We start from the raw sequence: 20,669 nt of genomic DNA, 5'->3' as shown, positions 1-20,669 counted from the left end.
TGTTAGGGCGCTTCCGTCGTCTGTGCTGCGCTCGTCACTCGTCGCTTCCGTCGGTGCCGCGCTCGTCGCCGTTTTCGTGCTCGTCGCTATCTGCTTCGTCGTCTGCACTCTCACTCTCTCCCATCGGTCGCGCCGGGACGCCCGCAACAGTCGCGTTCGGCGGGACGTCCCGAGTCACGAGGGAGTTTGCCGCGACCTGTGCACTCTCGCCGATCCGCACACCCGGGAGGATCACCGCTTTCGCACCGATCATCGCGCGGTCGCCGACGACGACCTCGCCGGTCCGGTACTCGTCCTGTAAGAACTCGTGACAGAGGATCACCGAGTCGTAGCCGACGACGACGTGATCGCCGAGCGTGATCAGTTCGGGCCAGAACACGTCCGGCGTCGCCTCCAGCCCCCAGGAGACGCCCCTCCCGACGGTTACGCCGAGGCGGCGGAGCGCCCAGTTGCGGACCCGAAGGGAAGGAGCGATCCGGGCGATCCACACGAGGACGTAGTTGAGGGCGACGCGCCAGACCGGCTTCGCGTCCGTCCAGTACTGTAGCGAATTGAGCGGTCCCGGCGTCGGATGCCGCTGGACGCGGCCGTGTCTGCGACCGTCGTCGGCAGCGGGGTCGTCCGCGTCGTCTGGAGAGTCGGCGTCGTCGCTCACGACCGCCCCTTCTCGGGCAGTGACCAAAAGGTTCGCTCGTCGGGCGCGTCTCGAAATAGTCGGCGGGCGCGTCTCGCAATCGCCAGCGGGCGTTTCTCGCGACGCTCCCCCGTCGTTACTCGCCGCGCAGTTCGGCCATATGGTCGATCCGGCGCTGGACGAGGTCAGGTTTCCCGACGTCGTGGCGCACGCGGAGTCCGTCGCCCGCAGCAGCGAGGGCGTCTTCGGCCTGTTTTTCGGCTTCTTCGATGGAGTCGGCGACGCCGACGACGGCGAACGAGCGGGAGGTCGTGGTGTAGAGGCCGTCCTCGCGCTCGTCGACGCTGGCGTAGAACAGGAGCGCGTCGCCGACGCTGTCCTCGTCGACGGTGATCTTCGCGCCGCTCTTGGGGTCAGTCGGGTAGCCCTCGGGAACGGCGTACTTACAGACCGTCGCCTTGCCGGCAAATTCGAGCTGCGGGAGCGGCTCACCGTCGCGGGCCGCGGTCAGTACGTCGAGGAACGAGGTGTCGAGGACGGGGAGCGTGTTCGTCGCCTCCGGGTCGCCGAAGCGCGCGTTGAACTCGACGACTTTCGGACCGTCGGCGCCGAGCATAAACTGTCCGTAGAGGACGCCTTTGTAGTCCGGCAGCGCGTCGACGGTCGCCTCCAGAATCTCGACCGCGTCGGCGTAGTCCGCGGTGGTCATAAACGGCAGTTCGGGGCCGGCGTCGCTGTAGCTTCCCATCCCGCCGGTGTTCGGTCCCTCGTCGCCCTCGTAGGCGCGCTTGTGGTCCTGCACGGCGGGCGTCGGCCGGACGTCGCCGTTCGCGACGAACGCCTGCACGGTGAACTCCTCGCCGACGAGGCGCTCTTCGAGGACGACCTGCTCGTAGTCGTTCTCGCGGAGGTACGTTTTCGCTTCTTCGGCGGTCACCTGGTCGCCGATGACCTTCACGCCCTTGCCGCCGGTGAGGCCCGCGGGCTTGACCGCGAGGTCGCCGTCGTAGTCGTCGATGTAGTCGCAGGCGGCGTCCATATCGTCGAAGACGGCGAAGTCGGGACAGCCCGGGATCGACTCGGACTGCATAAACTCCCGCTGGAACGCCTTGTCGGTCTCGATGCGGGCGGCGTCGGCGTCGGGGCCGAAGGTGTAGACGCCGGCCTCGTCGAGCGCGTCGGCGACGCCGGCTTCCAGCGCCGATTCGGGGCCGATGATGGCGAGGTCGGCACCGACGTCGGTCGCGTAGGCGACGATCTCCTCGGCGGCCGTCTCAGCGATCGTCTCGAAGCCCTCGGCGAGCGCCGTGATACCGGGGTTGCGGTTGCTCGCACACGCGTAGAGGTCGCACGCCGGGTCGTCAGTCAGCGCGCGGGCGATCGCGTGTTCGCGTCCGCCGCCACCGACGAGAAGCACCGTCTCCGAGTCAGACATACTCGGAGGGCATACACACGGGAGTGTAAAGGTTGCTCTTTTTCGGTATTCGTATATGCACGTTCGTGCGGTTCTGCGGCCGGGGAGGCACCCTCCAAACTTGCGCAACCGACGCGACAGCGACCACGACACGTCACACTGTTTTTGCACCGCAGCGTCGTACGGTCCGTATGGACGATCCCCTAGTCCGGAACCGACTCGACGAGGAGGAGAGCCCGTATCTCCGCCAGCACGCCGACAACCCGGTCAACTGGCAGCCGTGGGACGACGCCGCGCTCGCGGCCGCGAAGGCGACCGATCGGCCGATCTTCCTCTCGATCGGCTACTCGTCGTGCCACTGGTGTCACGTGATGGCCGAAGAGAGCTTCGAGGACGAGGAGGTCGCGTCCGTGCTCAACGAGTCGTTCGTTCCGATCAAGGTCGACCGCGAGGAGCGCCCCGACCTCGACCGGATCTATCAGACCATCTGCCAGCTCGTCGCCGGCGGGGGCGGCTGGCCGCTGTCGGTCTGGCTCACGCCCGAGGGCAAGCCGTTCTACGTCGGGACCTACTTCCCGAAGCGGGAGGACCAGCGCCGCGGCAACGCCCCCGGCTTCCTCGACATCTGTGAGTCCTTCGCCGCGTCCTGGGAGACCGACCGCGAGGAGATCGAGAACCGCGCCGACCAGTGGACCGACGCCTTGCGTGACCGCCTTGAGACGACCTCGGCGAGCGGATCGACAGGCGGGGCGCCGACCGGCGGCCCCGGGGCCGCGAGCGACGACGCCGACGACACGCTCGGCGCGGACGTGCTCGGCAACGTCGCGAAAGCGGCACTCCGGGCGACGGACGAGGAGTACGGTGGCTTCGGCTCCGGCGGACCGAAGTTTCCGCAACCGGGTCGGGTCGAGGCGCTCTTGCGCTCCTACGTCCGGTCGGGAACTGAGGAGGCACTGTCGGCCGCGACCGGAACGCTGGACGCGATGGCCGCCGGTGGCCTCTACGACCACGTCGGCGGCGGCTTCCACCGCTACGCGACCGATCGGGAGTGGACCGTCCCGCACTTCGAGAAGATGCTGTACGACAACGCCGAACTGCCGCGGGTCTACCTCGCGGCGTACCAACTCACCGGCCGCGAGACGTACGCGACGATCGCTCGCGAGACGTTCGCGTTCCTCGATCGGGAGTTCCGACACGACGACGGCGGGTTCTACAGCACGCTCGACGCCCGCAGCGAAGGTGACGAAGGGAAGTTCTACGTCTGGACGCCCGAGGAAGTCGCGGCCGCCATCGACGACGAGCGCACGGCCGAGATCGCGTGCGATCGCTTCGGCGTGACCGACGCAGGGAACTTCGAGGGGTCGACGGTGCTCACCATCGCAGCGTCGATTCCCGACCTCGCCGAGCGGTACGACTGCTCGGAATCGGAGATCGTCGACCGACTCGACGAGGCCCGCGAGGCGCTGTTCGAGGCGCGCGAAGAGCGCGTGCGGCCCGCGCGCGACGAGAAGATCCTCGCGTCGTGGAACGGCCTCGCGATCTCCAGTCTCGCCCGCGGGGGCCTCGTCCTCGGCGACGACACCTACACGGACCTCGCGGCCGACGCGCTCTCGTTCGTGCGCGAGCACCTGTGGGACGCCGACGAGCAGCGACTCGCCCGGCGCTACAAGGACGGCGACGTCAAGGGAACGGGCTATCTCGACGACTACGCCTTCCTCGCGCGCGGCGCGTTCGAGGTGTATCAGACGACCGGCGACGTCGACCACCTCGCGTTCGCGCTCGATCTGGCCCGAGTCGTCGTCGCGGAGTTCTACGACGCCGACGCCGAGACGCTGTATCTGACACCCGCGGACGGGGAGTCGCTCGTCACGCGCCCCCAGGAGCTACAGGATCAGTCGACGCCGTCGAGTGCCGGCGTGGCAGCGTCGCTACTGCTCGATCTGGACGCCTTCGCGCCCGAGGAGGGCTTCGCAGACGTCGCCGACGCAGTGCTCGATACCCACGCGAACCGCGTCCGCGGACGGCCGCTCGAACACGTCTCGCTGGCGCTCGCGGCGGAGAAGCGCGCCCGCGGCGGGACCGAAGTGGTGATCGCCGCTGACGCGTCGACGGATGGGAGCGACGCGGCGGCCGGGATCGCAGCTCGTGGAGCGGTCGGCCTGCCCGACGCCTTCCGAACGTCGCTCGCCTCGACGTATCTCCCGGACGCAGTCGTCTCTCCCCGTCCGCCGACGGACGACGGCCTCGCCGCGTGGCTCGACGTGCTCGGCGTCGACGACGCGCCACCGGTCTGGAAGGGCCGCGAGCAGCGCGACGACGAGCCGACGGTGTACGTCTGTGAGGGTCGCACCTGCTCGCCGCCGACACACTCGCTATCGGAGGCACTCGATTGGTTCGAGAGCGAGGTCGGTGGCGATCCCGAGATGGATACTCTGGAGACCGACGACCTCTCGCTCGACGACGTCGACGGACTCGACGTCGGGAGCGAGGAGTAGAGCAGCGGAAACGGCGGGAACGGCGAGAACGGCAAGAGCGGCGAGAACGGCGAGAACGGCGAACAAGACGACGAAACGTAGCGCGATTTCCGCCGACAGCGAAGTAGTAAGAGTTTCGTTCTATGACGAAAGTGGGCAACCAATGGAAGGTGGCACTCGACTGTCCAGTCTCGCCCGCCATCTTCTCCTGGGATTCGTCGGCGTCGTCGTCCTGTATCTCGTCCAGACGCAGAACTACCTGCTCTTTCACAGCATCGTCGAACTCTTCAGTATCACCGTCGCGTTCGCCGTCTTCACCGTCGTCTGGAGCGCACGCGACGAACTCGGCAATCAGTTCTTCGCCATCCTCGGCGTGGGCTACCTGTTCGTCGGCGGTGTCGATCTGCTACATACGCTCGCGTACAAGGGGATGGGCGTCTTCCCCGAGGCCGGGGCCGACCTCCCGACACAACTGTGGATCTTCGCGCGCTATCTCGAAAGTGCGACGCTCGTCGGCGCCGGAGCGCTCGGCGTCGTCTCCAAGTACAAGCATCCGCCGTTGCGGGAGTGGAGCGACGGACTCCTCTCGGCGCTCGTCGGCGGCTACGCGACAGTCGTCGCGCTGGGCCTCGGTTCGATGTTCGTCTTCGATCTCTTCCCGCGAGCCTACGTGGCCGGGCGCGGTCTCACCGATTTCAAAATCCTCAGCGAGTACATCATCATCGGCCTCCTGACGTCTTCGCTGTTTCTGTTGCGCCAGCAGCGAGACCGGTTCGAATCGCCCGTCTACAAACTGCTGGCCGCCGCAATCGTGATCGGTGCCGTCTCGGAACTGGCGTTCACCGCCTACATCGACGTCTACGGCATCTCGAACGCCGTCGGGCACTTCCTCAAGTTCGGGTCGTTCTATCTGGTCTACCTCTCGGTCGTCAAAACCGGGATCACGGAGCCACAGAAGACCCTCTACCGGGAGTTGGCGCGGCGCGAGGACGAGGCCCGAAAGTTCGAGCAGGCAGTCGAGCACTCGGGGCACGCCGTCGTCATCACGGATCGAACGGGAACGATCCAGTACATCAACCCGGCGTACGAGGCGATGACGGGCTATACGGAAGACGAACTGCTCGACGAGAATCCGCGGATACTGAAATCTGACGAACACGAGGAAACGTTCTACGAGGAGATGTGGGCGACGGTGCTCTCCGGCAACGTCTGGGAGAGCGAAATCGTCGACGAGCGAAAGAACGGCGAGCAGTTCGTCGTCAATCAGACGATCGCCCCGATCACCGACGACGCCGGCGAGATCGAGCACTTCGTGGGCGTCCACAAGGACATCTCCGAGCGCAAGAAACAGGAACAGGAACTCCTGCAGCGCTACGAGTTGCTGTTCGACAGCATCCGCGATGCGATCGTCGTCGCCGACACCGACCGCCGGATCACCAACGCGAACTCGGAGTTCACCAGCCTGTTCGGATACGACCTCTCGGACATCGCCGGCAAGTCGGTGAAGGTCCTCTACGAGGACGACGCGGAGTTCGAGCAGATGGGCCGAGCGATCGGCGACCACGCCGACGAGCGGCGGTTCTCCCAGACGGTCGACTACGAGAAGAAGTCTGGACAGGTCTTCCCCGGCGAGACGACCGTCTTCTACCTCCGAAACGCGGACGACGACGTGGTCGGGGTCATAAGCCTCATTCGAGACGTCTCCGAGCGGGAGAACCGCATCCAGCAGTTGCAGATACTCGATCGGACGCTCCGGCACAACCTCCGGAACGATATGAACATCATCCAGGGGTACGCGGACGTCATCCAGCACACCGGGTCGGGCGATGCCACCGAGAACGCACAAGAGATCATCGACGCCAGCGACCGCATCATCGAGAACGTGAGCAAGCAGCGCGAGGTGACGAATCTGCTCTCCGAGCCGCAGCCCCGCAAGAGCGTCGATCTGTCGACGGTGGTCGAGGCGGTCGTCTCGAACATCCGAGAGCAGTACTCCGACGGCGACGTGTCGCTGTCCGCGCCCGACGAGTGCACGGTCCGGACGCTCCCGTCGATCTCACGGGCGGTCGAGGAACTGATCGAGAACGCGCTCGTCCACACGGACCACTCCGATCCGAGGGTCGACGTCACCGTCCAGTGCGGCGAGGAGACGATCGAGATCCGGGTCGCAGACGACGGTCCTGGCATCCCCGAGATGGAACGGGACGTGCTGCGCAAAGACAAAGAGATCGGCCCGCTGTATCACGGCAGCGGCATCGGCCTCTGGCTGGTCAATCTGGTCGTCCAGCAGTCCGACGGCGTGCTGACCTTCGAGGAGAACGAGCCACGCGGTAGCGTCGTGACGATTCGACTGCCTGCTAATTGAGCGGTCCACTGTCCGTCAAGTGAGACGTGTGTGCGGATGAGAGACCGGAGAGAGTAGCGCTACGCTTGCAGTCGCTCTGCGAGATACATCGCGATCGGGACCGCCTCGTTTTCGACGTACCGTGCGACTTCCTCGCCGTCGCGTTCGACGACGACCGTCGGGATCAGTTCGATGCCGTACTCCTCGACGAGCGGGCCGGTCTTGCTCCCGTCGTCCTCCTTCTCGACCGGGTAGTGATGGACGCGCTCCTCGGGGACGCCGGCGGCGTCGAGCGCGGCGGCGAAGTCCGGGAGTTGGCCCCGGCAGTCCCCGCACCAGTCGCCACCCCAGACGCGGAAGACGAGGTCGTCAGCGGCGAGTGCCTCGACCGCGTCCTCGTGGGCGTCGGCGTTCCACGCGGGGTTCGGCTGCATCGTTTCGAGCGTTCCCGAGGCCGTCTCGGGTTCCGAATCGGCTTCTGACATACGCGGCGTTACGACAGCCGAGCGGGTAAAGTTCGCGATGGCTGTCGGTCACAACGACCTGGACCCCCGTCAGTCTGTGATACCGGCACTGCGTGGCCAACGTCGTCACCGTCTTGTGCCCGACCGACGAAGGACGGCGTGATGAACGGGAACGTGCTGGAGACCATCGGCTCGCCGCTGGTCCGCGTCGACTCGCCCGAGGGGGCGACGGTCGCAGCGAAGATCGAATCGAAGAACCCCGGCGGCTCGGCGAAGGACCGCCCCGCGCTCGCGATGGTCGAGCGCGCCGAGCGCGAGGGTGAGATCACGCCCGGCGACGCGCTGGTCGAACCGACGAGCGGGAATACGGGGATCGGCCTCGCGGTCGTCGCCGCGGCGAAAGGCTACGACCTCACGGTCGTGATGCCCGGATCGAAGTCGCCCGAGCGCCGCCAGATTATGAAGGCCTACGGGGCCGACATCGAACTCGTCGACGGTGACATCTCCACGGCGAAGGACCGTGCGGACGAACTGGAAGCCGAGGCAGGAATGGTCCAGCTTCGACAGTTCGAGAACCCCGCGAACCCGCGGGCGCACTACCTGACCACGGGCGAGGAGATCCTCGAACAGATCGGCGACCGCACCGTCGACGCCCTCGTCGCGGGCGTCGGTACCGGCGGCACGATCACCGGCATCGGGCGGCGACTCCGCGAGGAGTTCCCCGAGATGGAGATCGTCGCGGTCGAGCCTGCCGACAACGCCGTCCTCTCCGGCGGCGAACCGGGCATCGACGACTTCCAGGGAATGGGTCCGGGCTTCGTCAGCCCGAACCTCGACACGGATCTCCTCGACGACGTCGAGACCGTCACCATCGACGACGCGGAGGCCGAGTGTCGCCGCCTCGCCCGCGAGGAGGGCATCCTCGTCGGGCAGTCCTCCGGGGCCTCGAACCTCGCCGCCAAGCGCGTCGCCGAGCGCATCGCTGACCCCGACGCGAACTGCACGGACCCGGAACCGGGATACGTCATCGAAGATCCGGACGCACCCACTCCCGCCGAACACGACACCGCAGACGAGACGGACGCCGACGACTGCCCGCTCGTGATCACGGTGTTCTGGGACAGCGGCGAGCGGTATATGTCGACGGGAATGTTCGACGCGGAGTAGTTCGGATACTGTCGGACCAGCACCCAGAAGGTGCCAACGTAACTCACGAACTGCTGTCCGACAGTACGGTCGGCCGCTACACAGCGAAGGCGTCGGCAGCCGAATCCTTTCGGCGAGCGTCGCTGCTCCATTTCGAGATATCAAATCCGAGAAATCGAAGGACGGCGACGTGATATCACGGCTACGTCGCCGACGATGTCTCGCTAATACTGGACTCCGAGTGAATACTCTCTGCCGTATTTATAAGCCAGGACAACAGAACTGTTGCGTCTTCCCCTGAACTCCCTCAAGATCGGTAAGAGGATATAAGTATCAGGACGGAGAATTGTCTTAGTGCCGGGGTGCCTCTGACAACCGGCAATTAGCCGACGGTTCGGCTACGGTACTAGCCCGGTCGACGACGTTCGATCGGAACCGACGGCCGAGTCAACGGCCGACCGTCCGCGCCGGCCTTGCCCGGACCGGCGCGGCGTGTCCGTACTACCGTCTTCTCACAGCACCGTTCGAAGCGCTTCTAGCACTGCCGAGCGAAGCGTCTCTGCGTCCGGTCCGGAAACGAGGTGTGCTCGACAGTCGCAGTCGGACGCGCCAAATCCCTCGATCGGTGACGACGCGAGTTCCCGGCTCGCATCCGACCCTCGCGATTTCGTCGGACTGCTGTCGGGTGATTTCTGATCGGCGTCCGCCATCGGCGGCAACTCCCGTGCGAGGCGGCATTCGGCGTCTGCGTCGGGCGCGGCGACGACGCTGTCCAGCGAGACTCCGGGATGGCCACCCAGGTAATCGACGTGCCAGTGTGTGACGTCGTGGTCGCCGGCAGCGACGCGGCGGTGGCGGTCGACGCGTCCCAGGCCGTTCGAACCGAACGCGCTGCCGACGTAGGCGTACGCTCCCGCCGGGAACGTCGTCGTCCCGAGAGCCCCCACCGAGATCGTCGCCGCAGTACTGAGTTCGAATACGAGTGCGTACGTCCCCGGCGGTGCATCGCCAGCCCCGATGCCGAGCGCGTCTTCGCCCCCGGCGATGGCGTCAGGATCGACGACGACGCAGTCTGCCGGCGCTGCTGTCGACACGGCACTGGAATCCTCGCCGGGCATCGCTCAGGCGAGTGCCTCCGGTTCCGGCTCAGCCGCTTCGACGAGCCCATCGAACAGCGCTTCGGCGTCGTCGTCGAGCGGGTAGATCTCGTGGTAGTCGTCGGGGTCGCGTCCGCGCCCGCTCGCAGCCCCGACGACCTTGGCGATCCGGTCGTAGTTGTCGCGGACGAGCGAGCCGACGATGCCGGGCGTCCCGGCTCGCTCCGCCAGCTCCTCGGCCGCGGAGCGGCCGGCGTAGACGCGTTTTCGGCGACGATCGACGAGGAACATCGCGAACGGCTCCTCCCCGAACTGGGCGTCGAGGAATGTCTGAGCCGCCTCGTCGTACCACGAGATCGCGCCGACGTCGTCGAGGCGCTGGAGCGCTCGCGCGGCGATCGAGCAGTAGGGACACTCCCCGTCGTAGATGAGTACCGCGTCGTACTCGCGCATACCCGGAGTTGGAACCGGGCGGGCAAAACCGTGCTGGGCGATCGGGTCGTCGGTCGCGTGGTCCGGGACGCCGCGGCGGGTGACCGCCGCCGGAGCCAACTGCGACGACCGTAACGGTCAGGTCGCTGTCGTCCTGACAGAGGATATCGTGGACGAACTCCTCGCGCAATTGAAGTCGCGCCCGTACTATGCGGGGCAGATACGCGATCACCGCCGCGTCGACGGGCGCGAGGCTGCCTACGCCGACGTCGACCTCGAATCGCGGTTGGCGGGCGCGCTGTCGGATCGCGGCATCGACCGGCTCTATCGCCACCAGGTGGCAGCCATCGACGCCGTTCGCGGCGGCGAGAACGTCGTGCTCGCGACGCCGACGGCGAGCGGGAAGAGTCTCGCCTACACCGTCCCGGCGTTCGAGCGCGCGATGGATCACGGCGGCCGGACGCTGTATCTCGGCCCGCAGAACGCCCTCGTCGCTGACCAACAGGAGACGCTCTCGGATCTGGCGCATGGGCTCGGCTTCGGGAGCCGCGTCTCCGTCGAGCAGTACACCGGGCGGCTGTCGAAGTCGGAGAAACGCGACGTGCGCGACCGACGCCCGACAGTGCTGCTGTCGAACCCGGATATGCTTCATTACGCGCTGCTCCCTCACGCCCACCGGCTCTGGGAGTGGTTCTTCGGTTCGCTAGAGACGGTCGTGATCGACGAGATTCACGGCTATCGTGGCGTCTTCGGCAGCCACGTGGCGCTCACACTCCGTCGATTGAACCGGATCTGCGAACGGTTCGGGAGCGATCCGCAGTACGTCTGCTGTTCGGCGACCATCGGTAATCCGATCGAGCACGCCGCGCGCGTGACCGGTCGCGACGCGGGGACGTTCCGTCTCGTCGACGACGACGCGAGTGCGACCGGGGCGAAACACTGGCTGCTGTGGAACCCCCCGGAGTATCGAGACGACACTAGCGGAGACAGCGGGAGTGGAGGCGGCGGCAGCGGCCGCCGTCGGTCGAGTCACGTCGAGACGAAGAACCTCTTCGTCGACCTCGTCGCCCGCGGCTACCAGACCCTCGCGTTCACGCGGGCGCGACAGACGGCCGAGCGGTACGCGACAGAGAGCGCCACAGACCTCAGAGAGCGCGGCAAACACGACGAAGCGTCGTCGGTGACGGCCTATCAGGCCGCGCTGAAACACGACCGCCGACGCGAGATCGAAGCGGGACTGCACGACGGGTCGGTCCGCGGCGTCTGGTCGACGAACGCGCTGGAACTCGGCGTCGACGTGGGAGAACTCGACGCCGTGCTCATCGACGGCTACCCAGGCACGCGGATGTCGGCGTTCCAGCAGGCCGGACGGGCCGGGCGCGGCGACGACGACGCGCTGGTGGTGCTGGTCGGCGGCGAGGACCAACTCGATCAGTACCTACTCAAACATCCCGAGGAGTTCTGGGACGGCGATCCCGAACGGGCCGTCTGCGACCCCGAGAACCCGGAACTCCTGCCCGATCACGTCGCCTCCGCGGCTGCCGAAAACTGGCTGAAAACGGGCGACGAGGCGCACTTCGGAGAGGCGTTCCCGGACGTCGTCGCGTCGCTGCTCGAAGACGGACAGCTCGAACGCCGCGAGACCGAGCGCGGCATCCGGTGGCTCCACGACGGCGGCGGGAGCCCCCAACACGAGATGAGCCTCCGGACGATCGAGACCCGCGAGGTCGACCTCCTCGACGCGCGCTCGAACGAGGTGCTGTCGTCGCTCTCGTTCGCGGACGCGCTGCGCGACGCGCACGAGGGCGCGATCTACCACCATCAGGGGACGACGTACGAGGTGGCGGAACTCGACCTCGACCGCGACACCGCGCTGTTGCAGCCGACCTGGGCGGACTACTACACCCGCGTGCTGCACGAGAAGACGATCACGGTCGAGGCCGACCGACGAGCGAAGTCGCTGTCGGCCCGTCCCGACACGGAAGTTCGGTTCGCCGAAGTGACGATGCGCAAGCAGATCACCGGCTTCGAGCGGCGCGATCCGCGGCGCGGCGAGGCGATCGGCCGCGAGGCGCTCGACCTCCCGGAGACGACACTGCGGACGGCGGCACTGTACGTCACCGTCCCCGAAGACGTCGAGCGGGAGATGCGGGAGATGGGCGGCGAATACGGCTTCAACGGCGGCATCCACGCCGCCGAGCACGGGATGATCTCGCTGTTCCCGCTGTCGTTCCTCTGTGACCGCGGCGACATCGGCGGGCTGTCGACTCCCCATCACCCACACACGGGCCAGTCGACGATCTTCGTCTACGACGGCTATCCCGGCGGCGTCGGATTGACAGAGAGCGGGTACGGTGAGATCGAGACCTTGCTCTCCCGCACCCGGAAGATGATCGACGACTGCGACTGCGAGGACGGCTGTCCGGCCTGCGTGCAGTCGCCGCACTGCGGGAACGCGAACGACCCGCTCTCGAAGGCCGAAGCGATCCATCTACTGGACGAACTCAGTACGTGAGCGCGTCGCGGCGAACGACTCTCACTCGGCGCGGAACCTCGAACGGGCTAGAAGGAACCGAAAGAGTACGTAAGCACTCGGTCGACGGCGAGGAGAGAGACGACCGCCGGGAGGACGACCAGGAGTGCGGCTCTCGGCTCGAGTAACCCGAGCGCGACGATGAGCGTCGTCGCACAGGCTGGCGGATGAACCACGTTTCCAAGTCGCATTCCGGTGGTGGTGAGCGCGACCGCGACGACGCCACTCGCGAGCAGCCACGGCGGGTCGAACACGAGCGGTGACGAGGGAACAGCCACGACGGCAGTGACGCCGAGATACGCCACGAGCCCGGCAGCAACGCCGACAGCGTGCCCGCCGACGACCGTCCGATCGGATGGACAGGGAGGATCTGTCGAGAGCGCGAACGCGGAAGGCCCGAGACTCGGAAACACCGCAGGGGCGCCCGAGACCCACGCAACGGCGGCCGCGAGAGTGAGCAAGATGCCAGCACGGAGACCCACCGCGACGTCAGCTCGCGTATTCGTTCCCGACACGGCTCTACCACGTCGTTCGGAGCGGAAGAACGCCGCGATTGTGACTCCCTCAGGGGCGGCGACTACAGAGCGACAAGATTTTTAGGGTGGCCTAAAGAGCTAGCGGTGATGAAGCAGGATGTCTGTGTCGTGGTGCCGACCATCCGCGAGTACGACTGTATGCGGGCGTATTTCGAGAATGCACGCGAACACGGCTTCGACCTCGATCGACTGTTCGTCCTCCTCGTGACCGAGGACTTCTGTGACGCCGAGGCGATGGAGCAGATGCTCGACGAAGAAGGCGTCGACGGCGCGGTCTACGACGGGTCGCGGCGCGAGGCGTGGTTCGAAGAGCAGGGGCTCTCGGCGTATTCCCACCTGATCCCCGCTGCGTCGCACGCCCAGACCAGTTTCGGACTGCTCTATATGTGGGCGCACCCGCGGTTCGAGCGCGGCGTGTTCATCGACGACGACACGTTGCCGCACGAGGAGTGGGACTTCTTCGGCCGTCACCTGGCGAACCTCGACCGTACCGACGAGGTCGAGTCCGTCCGCTCGGACGAGCGTTGGGTGAACGTGCTCTATCAGAACGCGGACGAGCACGGCCTCTACCCGCGCGGGTACCCCTACTCCGCGATGGACGAGGCGGTCGAGACCGGCCGCAGCGAACTCAGCGACGTGGTCGCCTCTCAAGGCCTGTGGACGAACGTCCCCGACCTCGACGCCGTCCGAATCCTGATGGACGGCGACCTGCAGGGCCAGGCACAGACGCGCACGGAACACGAAGACTTCGAGGGCGACTTCGTCGCCGAATCGGGCCAGTATCTGACGGTCTGTTCGATGAATCTCGCGTTCGAGCGCGAGGTCATCCCCGCGTTCTATCAGTTGCCGATGGACGACAACGAGTGGGATGTCGGCCGCTTCGACGACATCTGGTCGGGCGTGTTCCTCAAGCGCGCCGCCGACCTCTTGGAGAAGGACGTCGTCAACGGCTACCCGCTCTGTGAACACAACAAGGCGCCGCGGCCGACGTTCGACGACCTGAACAACGAGGTGCCGGGCCTCGAACTCAACGAACACGTCTGGGAAGTCATCGACGCCGTCGGCGACGACGCCGACTCTTGGACGGCCGCCGCCGACGCGATGGCACGGGCGTTCGCCGAGGGAGACTTCTCCGAGTGGAACAACGGCGCGTTCCTGAATCACTGCGGCGAGTACTGGCTCGACTGGCTCGACTGTCTCTCGGAGATCGAGGAGTCGAACGCCGAACCGCCTCGCGACGCCGCCGTCGCCGACGACTGACACACAGCAGCTCGGGTCAGACTCCCGATATCGACCTCGTAGCTTCCTTTTCAGCCGAATCTATCGTCGTCAGATCGGACAGATCACGTACGTGAACCGGAAGGTATATAGGTTTTAGGCAGGCCTAAATTCAGTATGGACGGATCAGACAACACGTCCCGGACGCGCCGCCGCTTCCTCCAGGCGGCCGCGGCGGCGGGCGTGGTCGGCGTCGCCGGCTGCAACACGCCGGGAGGCGAGACGACGGAGACGGAAACGGACACTGCTGGCGGCGAGGAGCCGGCTCAACAGATCGGTTCCGGTCGTTCGCCGTTCGGCGAGCGGGACCTCTCCGCCGGCGTGTCGATGGCGGAGATGCCCGACCTCGAAGGCGAACTGACGCTGTACTCCGGACGCGGCGAGGCGCTCGTCGGCGAACTGGTCAGTTTCATCGAGGACCGCTATCCCGACTTCACCGTTCGGCCGCTGTACAACTCTGCGGCCGAACTGGTCAACCAGATCATCACGGAAGGACAAAACAGCCCCGCTGACGTCTTCTACTCGGTCAACGCCGGTTCGCTCGGTGCGCTCGCGGACCGCGACCGAACCCAGGCTCTCCCCCAGGACGTTCTCGATTTCGTCCCCTCGAACTTCCGCGACCCGGACGGCTCGTGGATCGGAACGTCCGGCCGTGCGCGCTCGGTCCCCTACAACACGAACACGTTCTCGGCGTCGGACATCCCGACGAGCATTATGGCCTTCCCCGAGACCTCGGCCTTCCAGGACCAACTCGGGTGGGCTCCCACGTACTCCTCGTTCCAGGCGTTCATCACCGCGATGCGCATCCTCGAAGGCGACGAGGCGACGCGGCAGTGGCTCACCGGGATGCAAGAGCTCGGCGTGAGCCAGTACGGCGACGAGTTCCAGGTCGCACGCGCGGTCGCCGACGGCGAGATCGCCGCCGGCCTGACGAACCACTACTACATCCAGCGCGTGCTCGCACGCCGCGGCACCGGGACGCCGCTCCGGACTGCGTTCACGCAGAACGACGCCGGTGCGGTCTTCAACGTCGCGGGCGCGGCCGTCCTCGACACCGCCGACGACGCCACGCTCGCCTCGAACTTCGTCCGACACCTCCTCTCGGCGGAAGCGCAGGACTACTTCGCGCGGACGACCTTCGAGTATCCGCTCGTCCCCGAGATCGAGCCGATCGGCCGGCTCCCGTCGATCGACGAGTTGAACCCGCCCGAGGATATAGACCTCTCACAACTGTCGGATCTCGAAGGAACGATCGATCTGCTTCGAGATACCGGCGTCCTCTAAGGGGCTGAAACGCCTACGATGGCCACAGAACACCGGACGAGCGCGGACGACGACGCGGACGAAGAGACCCAACTCCCGCTCGGAGTCTCGATCGCCGCAGCCGCGGTGTCGGCCGCGGTGCTCCTTCCGATTCTGTGGCTGGTGAAGACCGGCCTCGACGTCGGTTTCTCGGAGGCGATCGCGCTTCTCACGCGACCGACGACGCTCGAAGTGTTCGTCAACACGACCGTTTTGGTCACGCTGACGACGGCCGCGTGCGTCCTGATCGGCGTCCCGCTGGCGTATCTGACTGTCCGGACGGACCTCCCGTTTCGCCGCTTCTGGACGATCGTCGTCTCGTTGCCGCTCGTCATCCCGAGCTACGTCGGGGCGTTCGCGTTTGTCTCGGCGTTCGGGCCGCAGGGGAGTTTCCAGCGACTCCTCGCACCGCTCGGCGTCGAGAAGATCCCGGAGATCTACGGGCTCGAAGGGTCGGTACTGATCCTCACGCTGTACACCTACCCCTACGTCTACATCACCGCGCGGGCGTCGCTGAAGTCGATGGACACGACGCTCATCGACGCCGCGCGGACGCTCGAACACGACCGCTGGGAGACGTTCAAGCGGGTGACGCTCCCGCAGATCCGCCCGGCGGTCGCCGCGGGTGCCTTGCTCTCGGGGCTGTACGCGCTCGCCGACTTCGGAACACCCTCGATTATGCGCTACGACGTGTTCACGCGCGTCATCTTCGTCGAGTTCGGCACGTTCGGCCGCGACACCGCGACGCTGCTCTCGCTGCAGTTGGTGGCGGTGACGCTCTTCATCCTCTGGCTCGAGGCGCGCGTCCGCGGCGAGGAGCGGACCACGGCCGGCGGCCGTTCGCGCGGGGTCGTCTCCCTGGGCAAGTGGCGGTACCTGGCGATGGGGTTCGCCGCGCTCGTCGCCGGCTTGGCGCTCGTCGTCCCGGTCGTGATCCTGCTGTCGTGGCTCGGAACCGCGTCGACGGCGGTGAATCAGTCGCTGGCGTTCCAGTGGTCCTACGTGACCAACTCGGTCGTCGTCGCGGCCGCGGCCGCCGCCGTCGCCGTCGTCGCCGGGCTGCCGGTCGCGTACCTCTCGGCGAGATACGACGGCCTGCTTCCGACGGCGTTCGAGCGCGTCAGCTATATCGGCTACGCGGTTCCGGGTGTCGTCCTCGGCCTCGCGCTCGTGTTCTTCGGGAGCCAGTACGCGACGCCGATCTACCAGACGCTGTACTTACTCGTGTTCGCGTACGTGATCCGGTTCCTGCCGCAGTCGGTCGGCTCGCTCCGGGCGTCGTTCCTCTCGGTCGACCCGGCGCTTCCGGAGGCCGCCCGCACGCTCGGTCGGACCTCTGTGGGGGCGTTCCGGTACGTCACGCTCCCACTGGTCGCACCGGGGCTGTTCGGCGGGGCGGCGCTCGTGTTCCTGACGACGATGAAGGAACTACCGGCGACGCTTCTGCTGCGACCGTCGGGTTTTACCACGCTCGTCACACATATCTGGACAGCATATGAATCGGGGTACTTCGGACAGGCGGCAGTGCCAGCACTGGTTCTGCTCTTCGTGTCGGGGCTCTCGATGCTCGTGATTCTCAGACAAGAGGGATACGATGTCAAATAGCACGCAAACACCGGTGGAGTCGAACGCGAAGTACCGAACTGACACAGCCAGCGACGGACAGACGGAGCCGTTGACGGCCGGTGTCGGTGAGGACGTCGTCCTCGAACTAGACGACCTACAGAAGTCCTACGGCTCCGAGCCGGTCGTCGAGGGGCTCTCGCTATCGGTCCGCGAGGGAGAGATTCTGACCCTCCTCGGTCCGTCCGGCTGTGGGAAGACGACGACGCTCAGGCTCATCGCGGGGCTCGAACGACCCAACGGCGGCGCGGTGCGACTGAACGGCCGCTCGGTTTCGGGATCGACGTTCGTGCCGCCCGAAGAGCGCGGCGTCGGCGTCGTCTTCCAGGAGTTCGCCCTCTTCCCGCACCTCACCGCCCGCGAGAACATCGCGTTCGGCCTGAAAGACCGGCCGAAAGACGAAGTCGACCAGCGCGTCGACGAACTGCTCGAACTGGTCGATCTGGCCGGGCAGGGCGATAGCTATCCCGATCAGCTCTCGGGTGGCCAACAGCAGCGCGTCGCCCTCGCGCGCTCGCTCGCCCCCGAACCGGAGATTCTTCTCTTAGACGAGCCGTTCTCGAATCTCGACGTCGACCTCCGCGTCGAGATGCGTGAGGAGGTCCGCCAGATCATCAAAGAGACGGGCGTGACCGCCATCTCGGTCACGCACGATCAGGAGGAGGCGCTCTCGATTTCCGATCGCGTCGCCGTAATGAACGACGGGGAAATCGAACAGGTGGGCGACCCAGAAGGCGTCTTCCAGCACCCCGAATCGCGGTTCGTCGCCGCTTTCCTCGGCTATGCGAGCTTCATTCCCGGCTACGTCTCCGGCGACGTCGTCGAGACCGACCTGGGCACCGTCCCGCGGGACCAGATCCACGGGCTCGCCCCGGAGTACGACCGCACGCGCGTCGACCTGCTCGTCCGCCCCGACGACGTGAGCGTCCGCCGACTGGACTGTGAGGGCGTCGAAGCCTGCGGCAACGTCGTCGCTCGCCGATACCTCGGCCCGACGTTCCTTTATGAGGTCGAACTCGACACCGGCGAGTCCGTCCAGTGTATGCACAACCACGACGAGAACATCCCCGACTCGGGCCCCGTCGGCCTCGAACTCGACGCCGACCACGAACTCGCGTGGTTCCCGCGCGAACAGCGCCCCGAAGACGACTCCCGGTACAGCGATTGATCCGTGTCCCGGCGACGACGCCTCTCGTCCGCCGGAGGCGCCCTCCCACAGCGGCTCCGTGCCGCCGCGCGTGATGCGCCCGAACGAGTCCTCGCCGTCCTCCTCGCGGCCGCCGTCGGTGCACTCGTCTACTACCTGGCGATCGATCTCTTTCCGTACCACTCGGTCAACGACGACGAGGGCGTCTACCTCTATCAGGCCGCGATGTTGCTGGAGGGGAAGCTCTTTCTCCGCCCCGGCGACATCCCGTGGGAGGCGGTCCGGCCGTGGTTCTTCGTCGTCGAGGGCAGCGGCGAGAACGTCCGAATGTACGGCAAGTACTCGCCTGTCGCGCCAGCGATCTTCGCCGTCGGACGGCTCCTCGGAGACTGGAACATTTCGCTCGGCCTCGTCGCCGCCGGCACCGCTCTCGGGGTCTACACCCTCGGCGCGGCGGCCTTCGACCGACGGGTGGGACTGCTCGCGGTGCTCGCGCTCGCGGGGTCGCCGCTGTTTCTCCTCACGTCGTCGACGTTTTTCTCGTATGCCCCGACGACGCTCCTGAACGTCGCCTTCGCCGTCGCCTACATCCGCGCCGCGCGAACCGGGAGCCTGCGATGGGGTGCAGCCTCGGGCACGGCGATCGGAGTGGCGTTCTTCGCTCGACCCTACACGGCCGTCCTGTTCGCGCTCCCGTTCATCGGCCACACGCTCGTCTCGCTCGGCGTCTCGTGGCGGCGCGCGGGGTGGACGCCCCAGTTCCGAGGCGTGCTCGCCCGCGCGCTCGCCATCGCGGTGCCCGGTGCGGCGTTCGTCGGCGTCGCGCTCGCGTACAACGCAGTCGTGACGGGCGATCCGCTGGTCTTCCCCTATGCGGCGTTCGCGCCGAACGACGGCATCGGCTTCGGGCCCCACGAGATCCTCAACTACGAACGGGACTACACGCCCGCGCTGGCGGCCGAGACGACCGTCACGATCACCGAGTACTTCTTCACCGAGTGGGTGACGGCCGGCCGAATCGGCACCGCACTCGCCGCCGTCGGCGTCGGTGCCGCGGCGTGGCGCGAACGCCGACGGATTCGCGGATGGGTCGGAACGCCGAGTTCGCTCGGTAGCGGCACTCTGGAGCAGCGGTTCGATCCCGCAGACGGGATGCAAAGCTGGGAAGTCGCCGCCGTCCTCCTCGCGATCGTCCCTTCGGTGTTCCTCGGCGAGGCGTACTTCTGGGGGACACACAACGGCCTCCGAAACGGCCTCATCGATCTCCTGGGGCCGTTCTACCACTTCGACGCGCTCGTCCCAGTCGCGATATTTACCGCCGCAGGAGTCGCGTTCCTCGCGCGTGGCGCTGTCTCGACGCTCCGCGCCTACACCACGCGCCGCCGCGCCCGACTCGCGCTCCTCGTCGGCCTCGTCCTCGCCGCACCGGTCGTCGCCTCCGCGGAGTTGGCAGTCGTCGAGGAGCCGTTCGCGGCGAATTCCCAGCGCACCGATAGTCTCGAAGCGACCTACGAACCGTTCGAGGAACGCTCGTTCGACGACGCGCTCGTGTTCACGCCCGACCCCTACGGCGACTGGCAGGCCCATCCCTTCCAGTACCTCCGCTACGATCCCGGCTACGACGGCGACGTGGTGTACGCGACAGACGGCGGTCCCGACCGCGACCTCGCGGTGTTGGCGGCGACGAATCGGACGCCGTATCGCTTCACGTATCGGGGCGTCTGGACCGGCGCGGCGACGCCCGTGAACCCAGAGATCCAGCGCCTTCGCGTTCTCGAAGGAGAGTCAGTACAGGCGCGAACGACGCTCGGGATTCCTGCGGAGGCGACGAGCGTGAGCGTCCGGGTCGAGACGCCCGAGGGGTACGCGCGCTATGCGGTCCCCGACGCGGCGCGGACGAACGAGACGGTCACGGTCGCGTGGCGAATCAGCCCCGACGCGGCTCGGGCGGAGAATCTGCGCTTCGAGGGTGGTTCGCGGTTCCGCAACGTGCCGCTGGCGGCGGACGGGCGCGGCGAGGTCGACCTGGTCGTGACCTTCGTCGGCGTCGGTGGATCGAGCATCACCTACCGACAGGAGGCGACCGTCGAGTCGACCCCGGAGGGCGTTCGCGTCGTCTGGCCGCCCGAGACGCGTATCTGTCGGCTGACGACGGAATGTGGCTCAGAAGGTACGTGGGTCGGTTCCGACGGCGACTACGTCGCCGGAGTGTCGGTCGCGACGAACGCGAGCGTCGTCTGATCTT

The 20,669-nt window shown here is 66.7% G+C and carries 15 protein-coding genes; 9 read left to right on the top strand and 6 right to left on the bottom strand.

The window, feature by feature from the left end; all coding sequences use genetic code 11:
- Positions 1 to 34: 34 nt before the first annotated feature.
- Both RBH22_RS05245 and purD read right to left on the bottom strand, forming a co-directional pair.
- Complete coding sequence (locus RBH22_RS05245; protein ID WP_256289778.1) at positions 35 to 655, bottom strand: acyltransferase; 621 nt, start codon at positions 653 to 655, stop codon at positions 35 to 37.
- Positions 656 to 770: 115 nt separating this feature from the next.
- A complete protein-coding gene (gene purD, locus RBH22_RS05240; RefSeq protein WP_306676767.1) occupies positions 771 to 2,069 on the bottom strand; it encodes a phosphoribosylamine--glycine ligase in 1,299 nt (432 codons plus the stop codon).
- Positions 2,070 to 2,239: 170 nt separating this feature from the next.
- Here purD and RBH22_RS05235 point away from each other — a divergent pair, with 170 nt between their 5' ends.
- Together RBH22_RS05235 and RBH22_RS05230 are read left to right on the top strand one after the other, a co-directional pair.
- Positions 2,240 to 4,543, top strand: a complete 2,304-nt coding sequence (locus RBH22_RS05235; protein ID WP_306676766.1) for a thioredoxin domain-containing protein — start codon at positions 2,240 to 2,242, stop codon at positions 4,541 to 4,543.
- A gap of 142 nt (positions 4,544 to 4,685) precedes the next feature.
- Positions 4,686 to 6,887 carry an MASE3 domain-containing protein gene (locus tag RBH22_RS05230; RefSeq protein ID WP_306676765.1) on the top strand — a complete coding sequence of 734 codons (2,202 nt, stop codon included), beginning with the start codon at positions 4,686 to 4,688 and terminating at the stop codon, positions 6,885 to 6,887.
- Positions 6,888 to 6,946: 59 nt separating this feature from the next.
- Here RBH22_RS05230 and RBH22_RS05225 read toward each other — a convergent pair whose 3' ends face one another.
- Entirely contained in the window at positions 6,947 to 7,351 is a 405-nt protein-coding gene (locus tag RBH22_RS05225; protein ID WP_256545155.1) for a thioredoxin family protein, read from the bottom strand.
- Between the two features lie 141 nt (positions 7,352 to 7,492).
- On the opposite strand from RBH22_RS05225, the gene RBH22_RS05220 reads away from it, so the two are divergent.
- Positions 7,493 to 8,497 (top strand): PLP-dependent cysteine synthase family protein, encoded by a 1,005-nt coding sequence (locus tag RBH22_RS05220; protein WP_306676764.1) that lies wholly within the window; start codon positions 7,493 to 7,495, stop codon positions 8,495 to 8,497.
- 491 nt (positions 8,498 to 8,988) lie between these two features.
- On the opposite strand, the gene RBH22_RS05215 is transcribed toward RBH22_RS05220, so the two are convergent.
- Positions 8,989 to 9,594, bottom strand: coding sequence for a GIY-YIG nuclease family protein (locus tag RBH22_RS05215; protein ID WP_306676763.1), 606 nt, complete (start codon positions 9,592 to 9,594; stop codon positions 8,989 to 8,991).
- A 3-nt stretch (positions 9,595 to 9,597) separates the two neighbouring features.
- A complete protein-coding gene (locus tag RBH22_RS05210; RefSeq protein ID WP_121570655.1) occupies positions 9,598 to 10,026 on the bottom strand; it encodes a DCC1-like thiol-disulfide oxidoreductase family protein in 429 nt (142 codons plus the stop codon).
- Between the two features lie 148 nt (positions 10,027 to 10,174).
- Here RBH22_RS05210 and RBH22_RS05205 point away from each other — a divergent pair, with 148 nt between their 5' ends.
- A complete protein-coding gene (locus tag RBH22_RS05205; RefSeq protein ID WP_306676971.1) occupies positions 10,175 to 12,520 on the top strand; it encodes a DEAD/DEAH box helicase in 2,346 nt (781 codons plus the stop codon).
- Positions 12,521 to 12,567: 47 nt separating this feature from the next.
- Here the strand turns inward: RBH22_RS05205 and RBH22_RS05200 are convergent, their stop codons facing one another.
- Positions 12,568 to 13,053 (bottom strand): HPP family protein, encoded by a 486-nt coding sequence (locus tag RBH22_RS05200; protein WP_306676762.1) that lies wholly within the window; start codon positions 13,051 to 13,053, stop codon positions 12,568 to 12,570.
- Between the two features lie 108 nt (positions 13,054 to 13,161).
- Here RBH22_RS05200 and RBH22_RS05195 point away from each other — a divergent pair, with 108 nt between their 5' ends.
- The 5 genes from RBH22_RS05195 (at position 13,162) to RBH22_RS05175 (ending at position 20,665) form a co-directional block, all read left to right on the top strand.
- The gene (locus RBH22_RS05195; protein ID WP_306676761.1) at positions 13,162 to 14,334 is read left to right on the top strand and encodes an alpha-1 4-glucan-protein synthase; all 1,173 of its coding nucleotides are present in this window, start codon (positions 13,162 to 13,164) and stop codon (positions 14,332 to 14,334) included.
- Between the two features lie 135 nt (positions 14,335 to 14,469).
- On the top strand, positions 14,470 to 15,636 hold the full coding sequence (locus tag RBH22_RS05190) for an iron ABC transporter substrate-binding protein (protein ID WP_256545149.1): 1,167 nt from the start codon (positions 14,470 to 14,472) through the stop codon (positions 15,634 to 15,636).
- An 18-nt stretch (positions 15,637 to 15,654) separates the two neighbouring features.
- Positions 15,655 to 17,259 carry an iron ABC transporter permease gene (locus tag RBH22_RS05185; protein ID WP_306676760.1) on the top strand — a complete coding sequence of 535 codons (1,605 nt, stop codon included), beginning with the start codon at positions 15,655 to 15,657 and terminating at the stop codon, positions 17,257 to 17,259.
- Positions 17,249 to 18,445 carry an ABC transporter ATP-binding protein gene (locus tag RBH22_RS05180; RefSeq protein WP_256545147.1) on the top strand — a complete coding sequence of 399 codons (1,197 nt, stop codon included), beginning with the start codon at positions 17,249 to 17,251 and terminating at the stop codon, positions 18,443 to 18,445. Before RBH22_RS05185 ends, RBH22_RS05180 begins: the two co-directional genes overlap by 11 nt.
- Positions 18,446 to 18,448: 3 nt before the next feature.
- Positions 18,449 to 20,665, top strand: coding sequence for a glycosyltransferase family 39 protein (locus RBH22_RS05175; RefSeq protein WP_306676759.1), 2,217 nt, complete (start codon positions 18,449 to 18,451; stop codon positions 20,663 to 20,665).
- Positions 20,666 to 20,669: the final 4 nt, after the last annotated feature.

The organism is Halobellus sp. H-GB7, from assembly GCF_030848585.1.
Taxonomy (GTDB): domain Archaea; phylum Halobacteriota; class Halobacteria; order Halobacteriales; family Haloferacaceae; genus Haloquadratum; species Haloquadratum inordinatus.
The sequence above is the reverse complement of the archived record's forward strand: the minus strand, read 5'-3'. Positions and strand labels throughout refer to the sequence as shown.

Coding starts and splice junctions, on each gene's coding strand:
- RBH22_RS05215 (WP_306676763.1), bottom strand. CDS start 9,594: ATGCCCGGCGAGGATTCCAGTGCCGTGTCGACAGCAGCGCCGGCAGAC.
- RBH22_RS05225 (WP_256545155.1), bottom strand. CDS start 7,351: ATGTCAGAAGCCGATTCGGAACCCGAGACGGCCTCGGGAACGCTCGAA.
- RBH22_RS05190 (WP_256545149.1), top strand. CDS start 14,470: ATGGACGGATCAGACAACACGTCCCGGACGCGCCGCCGCTTCCTCCAG.
- RBH22_RS05180 (WP_256545147.1), top strand. CDS start 17,249: ATGTCAAATAGCACGCAAACACCGGTGGAGTCGAACGCGAAGTACCGA.
- RBH22_RS05195 (WP_306676761.1), top strand. CDS start 13,162: ATGAAGCAGGATGTCTGTGTCGTGGTGCCGACCATCCGCGAGTACGAC.
- RBH22_RS05220 (WP_306676764.1), top strand. CDS start 7,493: ATGAACGGGAACGTGCTGGAGACCATCGGCTCGCCGCTGGTCCGCGTC.
- RBH22_RS05210 (WP_121570655.1), bottom strand. CDS start 10,026: ATGCGCGAGTACGACGCGGTACTCATCTACGACGGGGAGTGTCCCTAC.
- RBH22_RS05185 (WP_306676760.1), top strand. CDS start 15,655: ATGGCCACAGAACACCGGACGAGCGCGGACGACGACGCGGACGAAGAG.
- RBH22_RS05235 (WP_306676766.1), top strand. CDS start 2,240: ATGGACGATCCCCTAGTCCGGAACCGACTCGACGAGGAGGAGAGCCCG.
- RBH22_RS05230 (WP_306676765.1), top strand. CDS start 4,686: ATGGAAGGTGGCACTCGACTGTCCAGTCTCGCCCGCCATCTTCTCCTG.
- purD (WP_306676767.1), bottom strand. CDS start 2,069: ATGTCTGACTCGGAGACGGTGCTTCTCGTCGGTGGCGGCGGACGCGAA.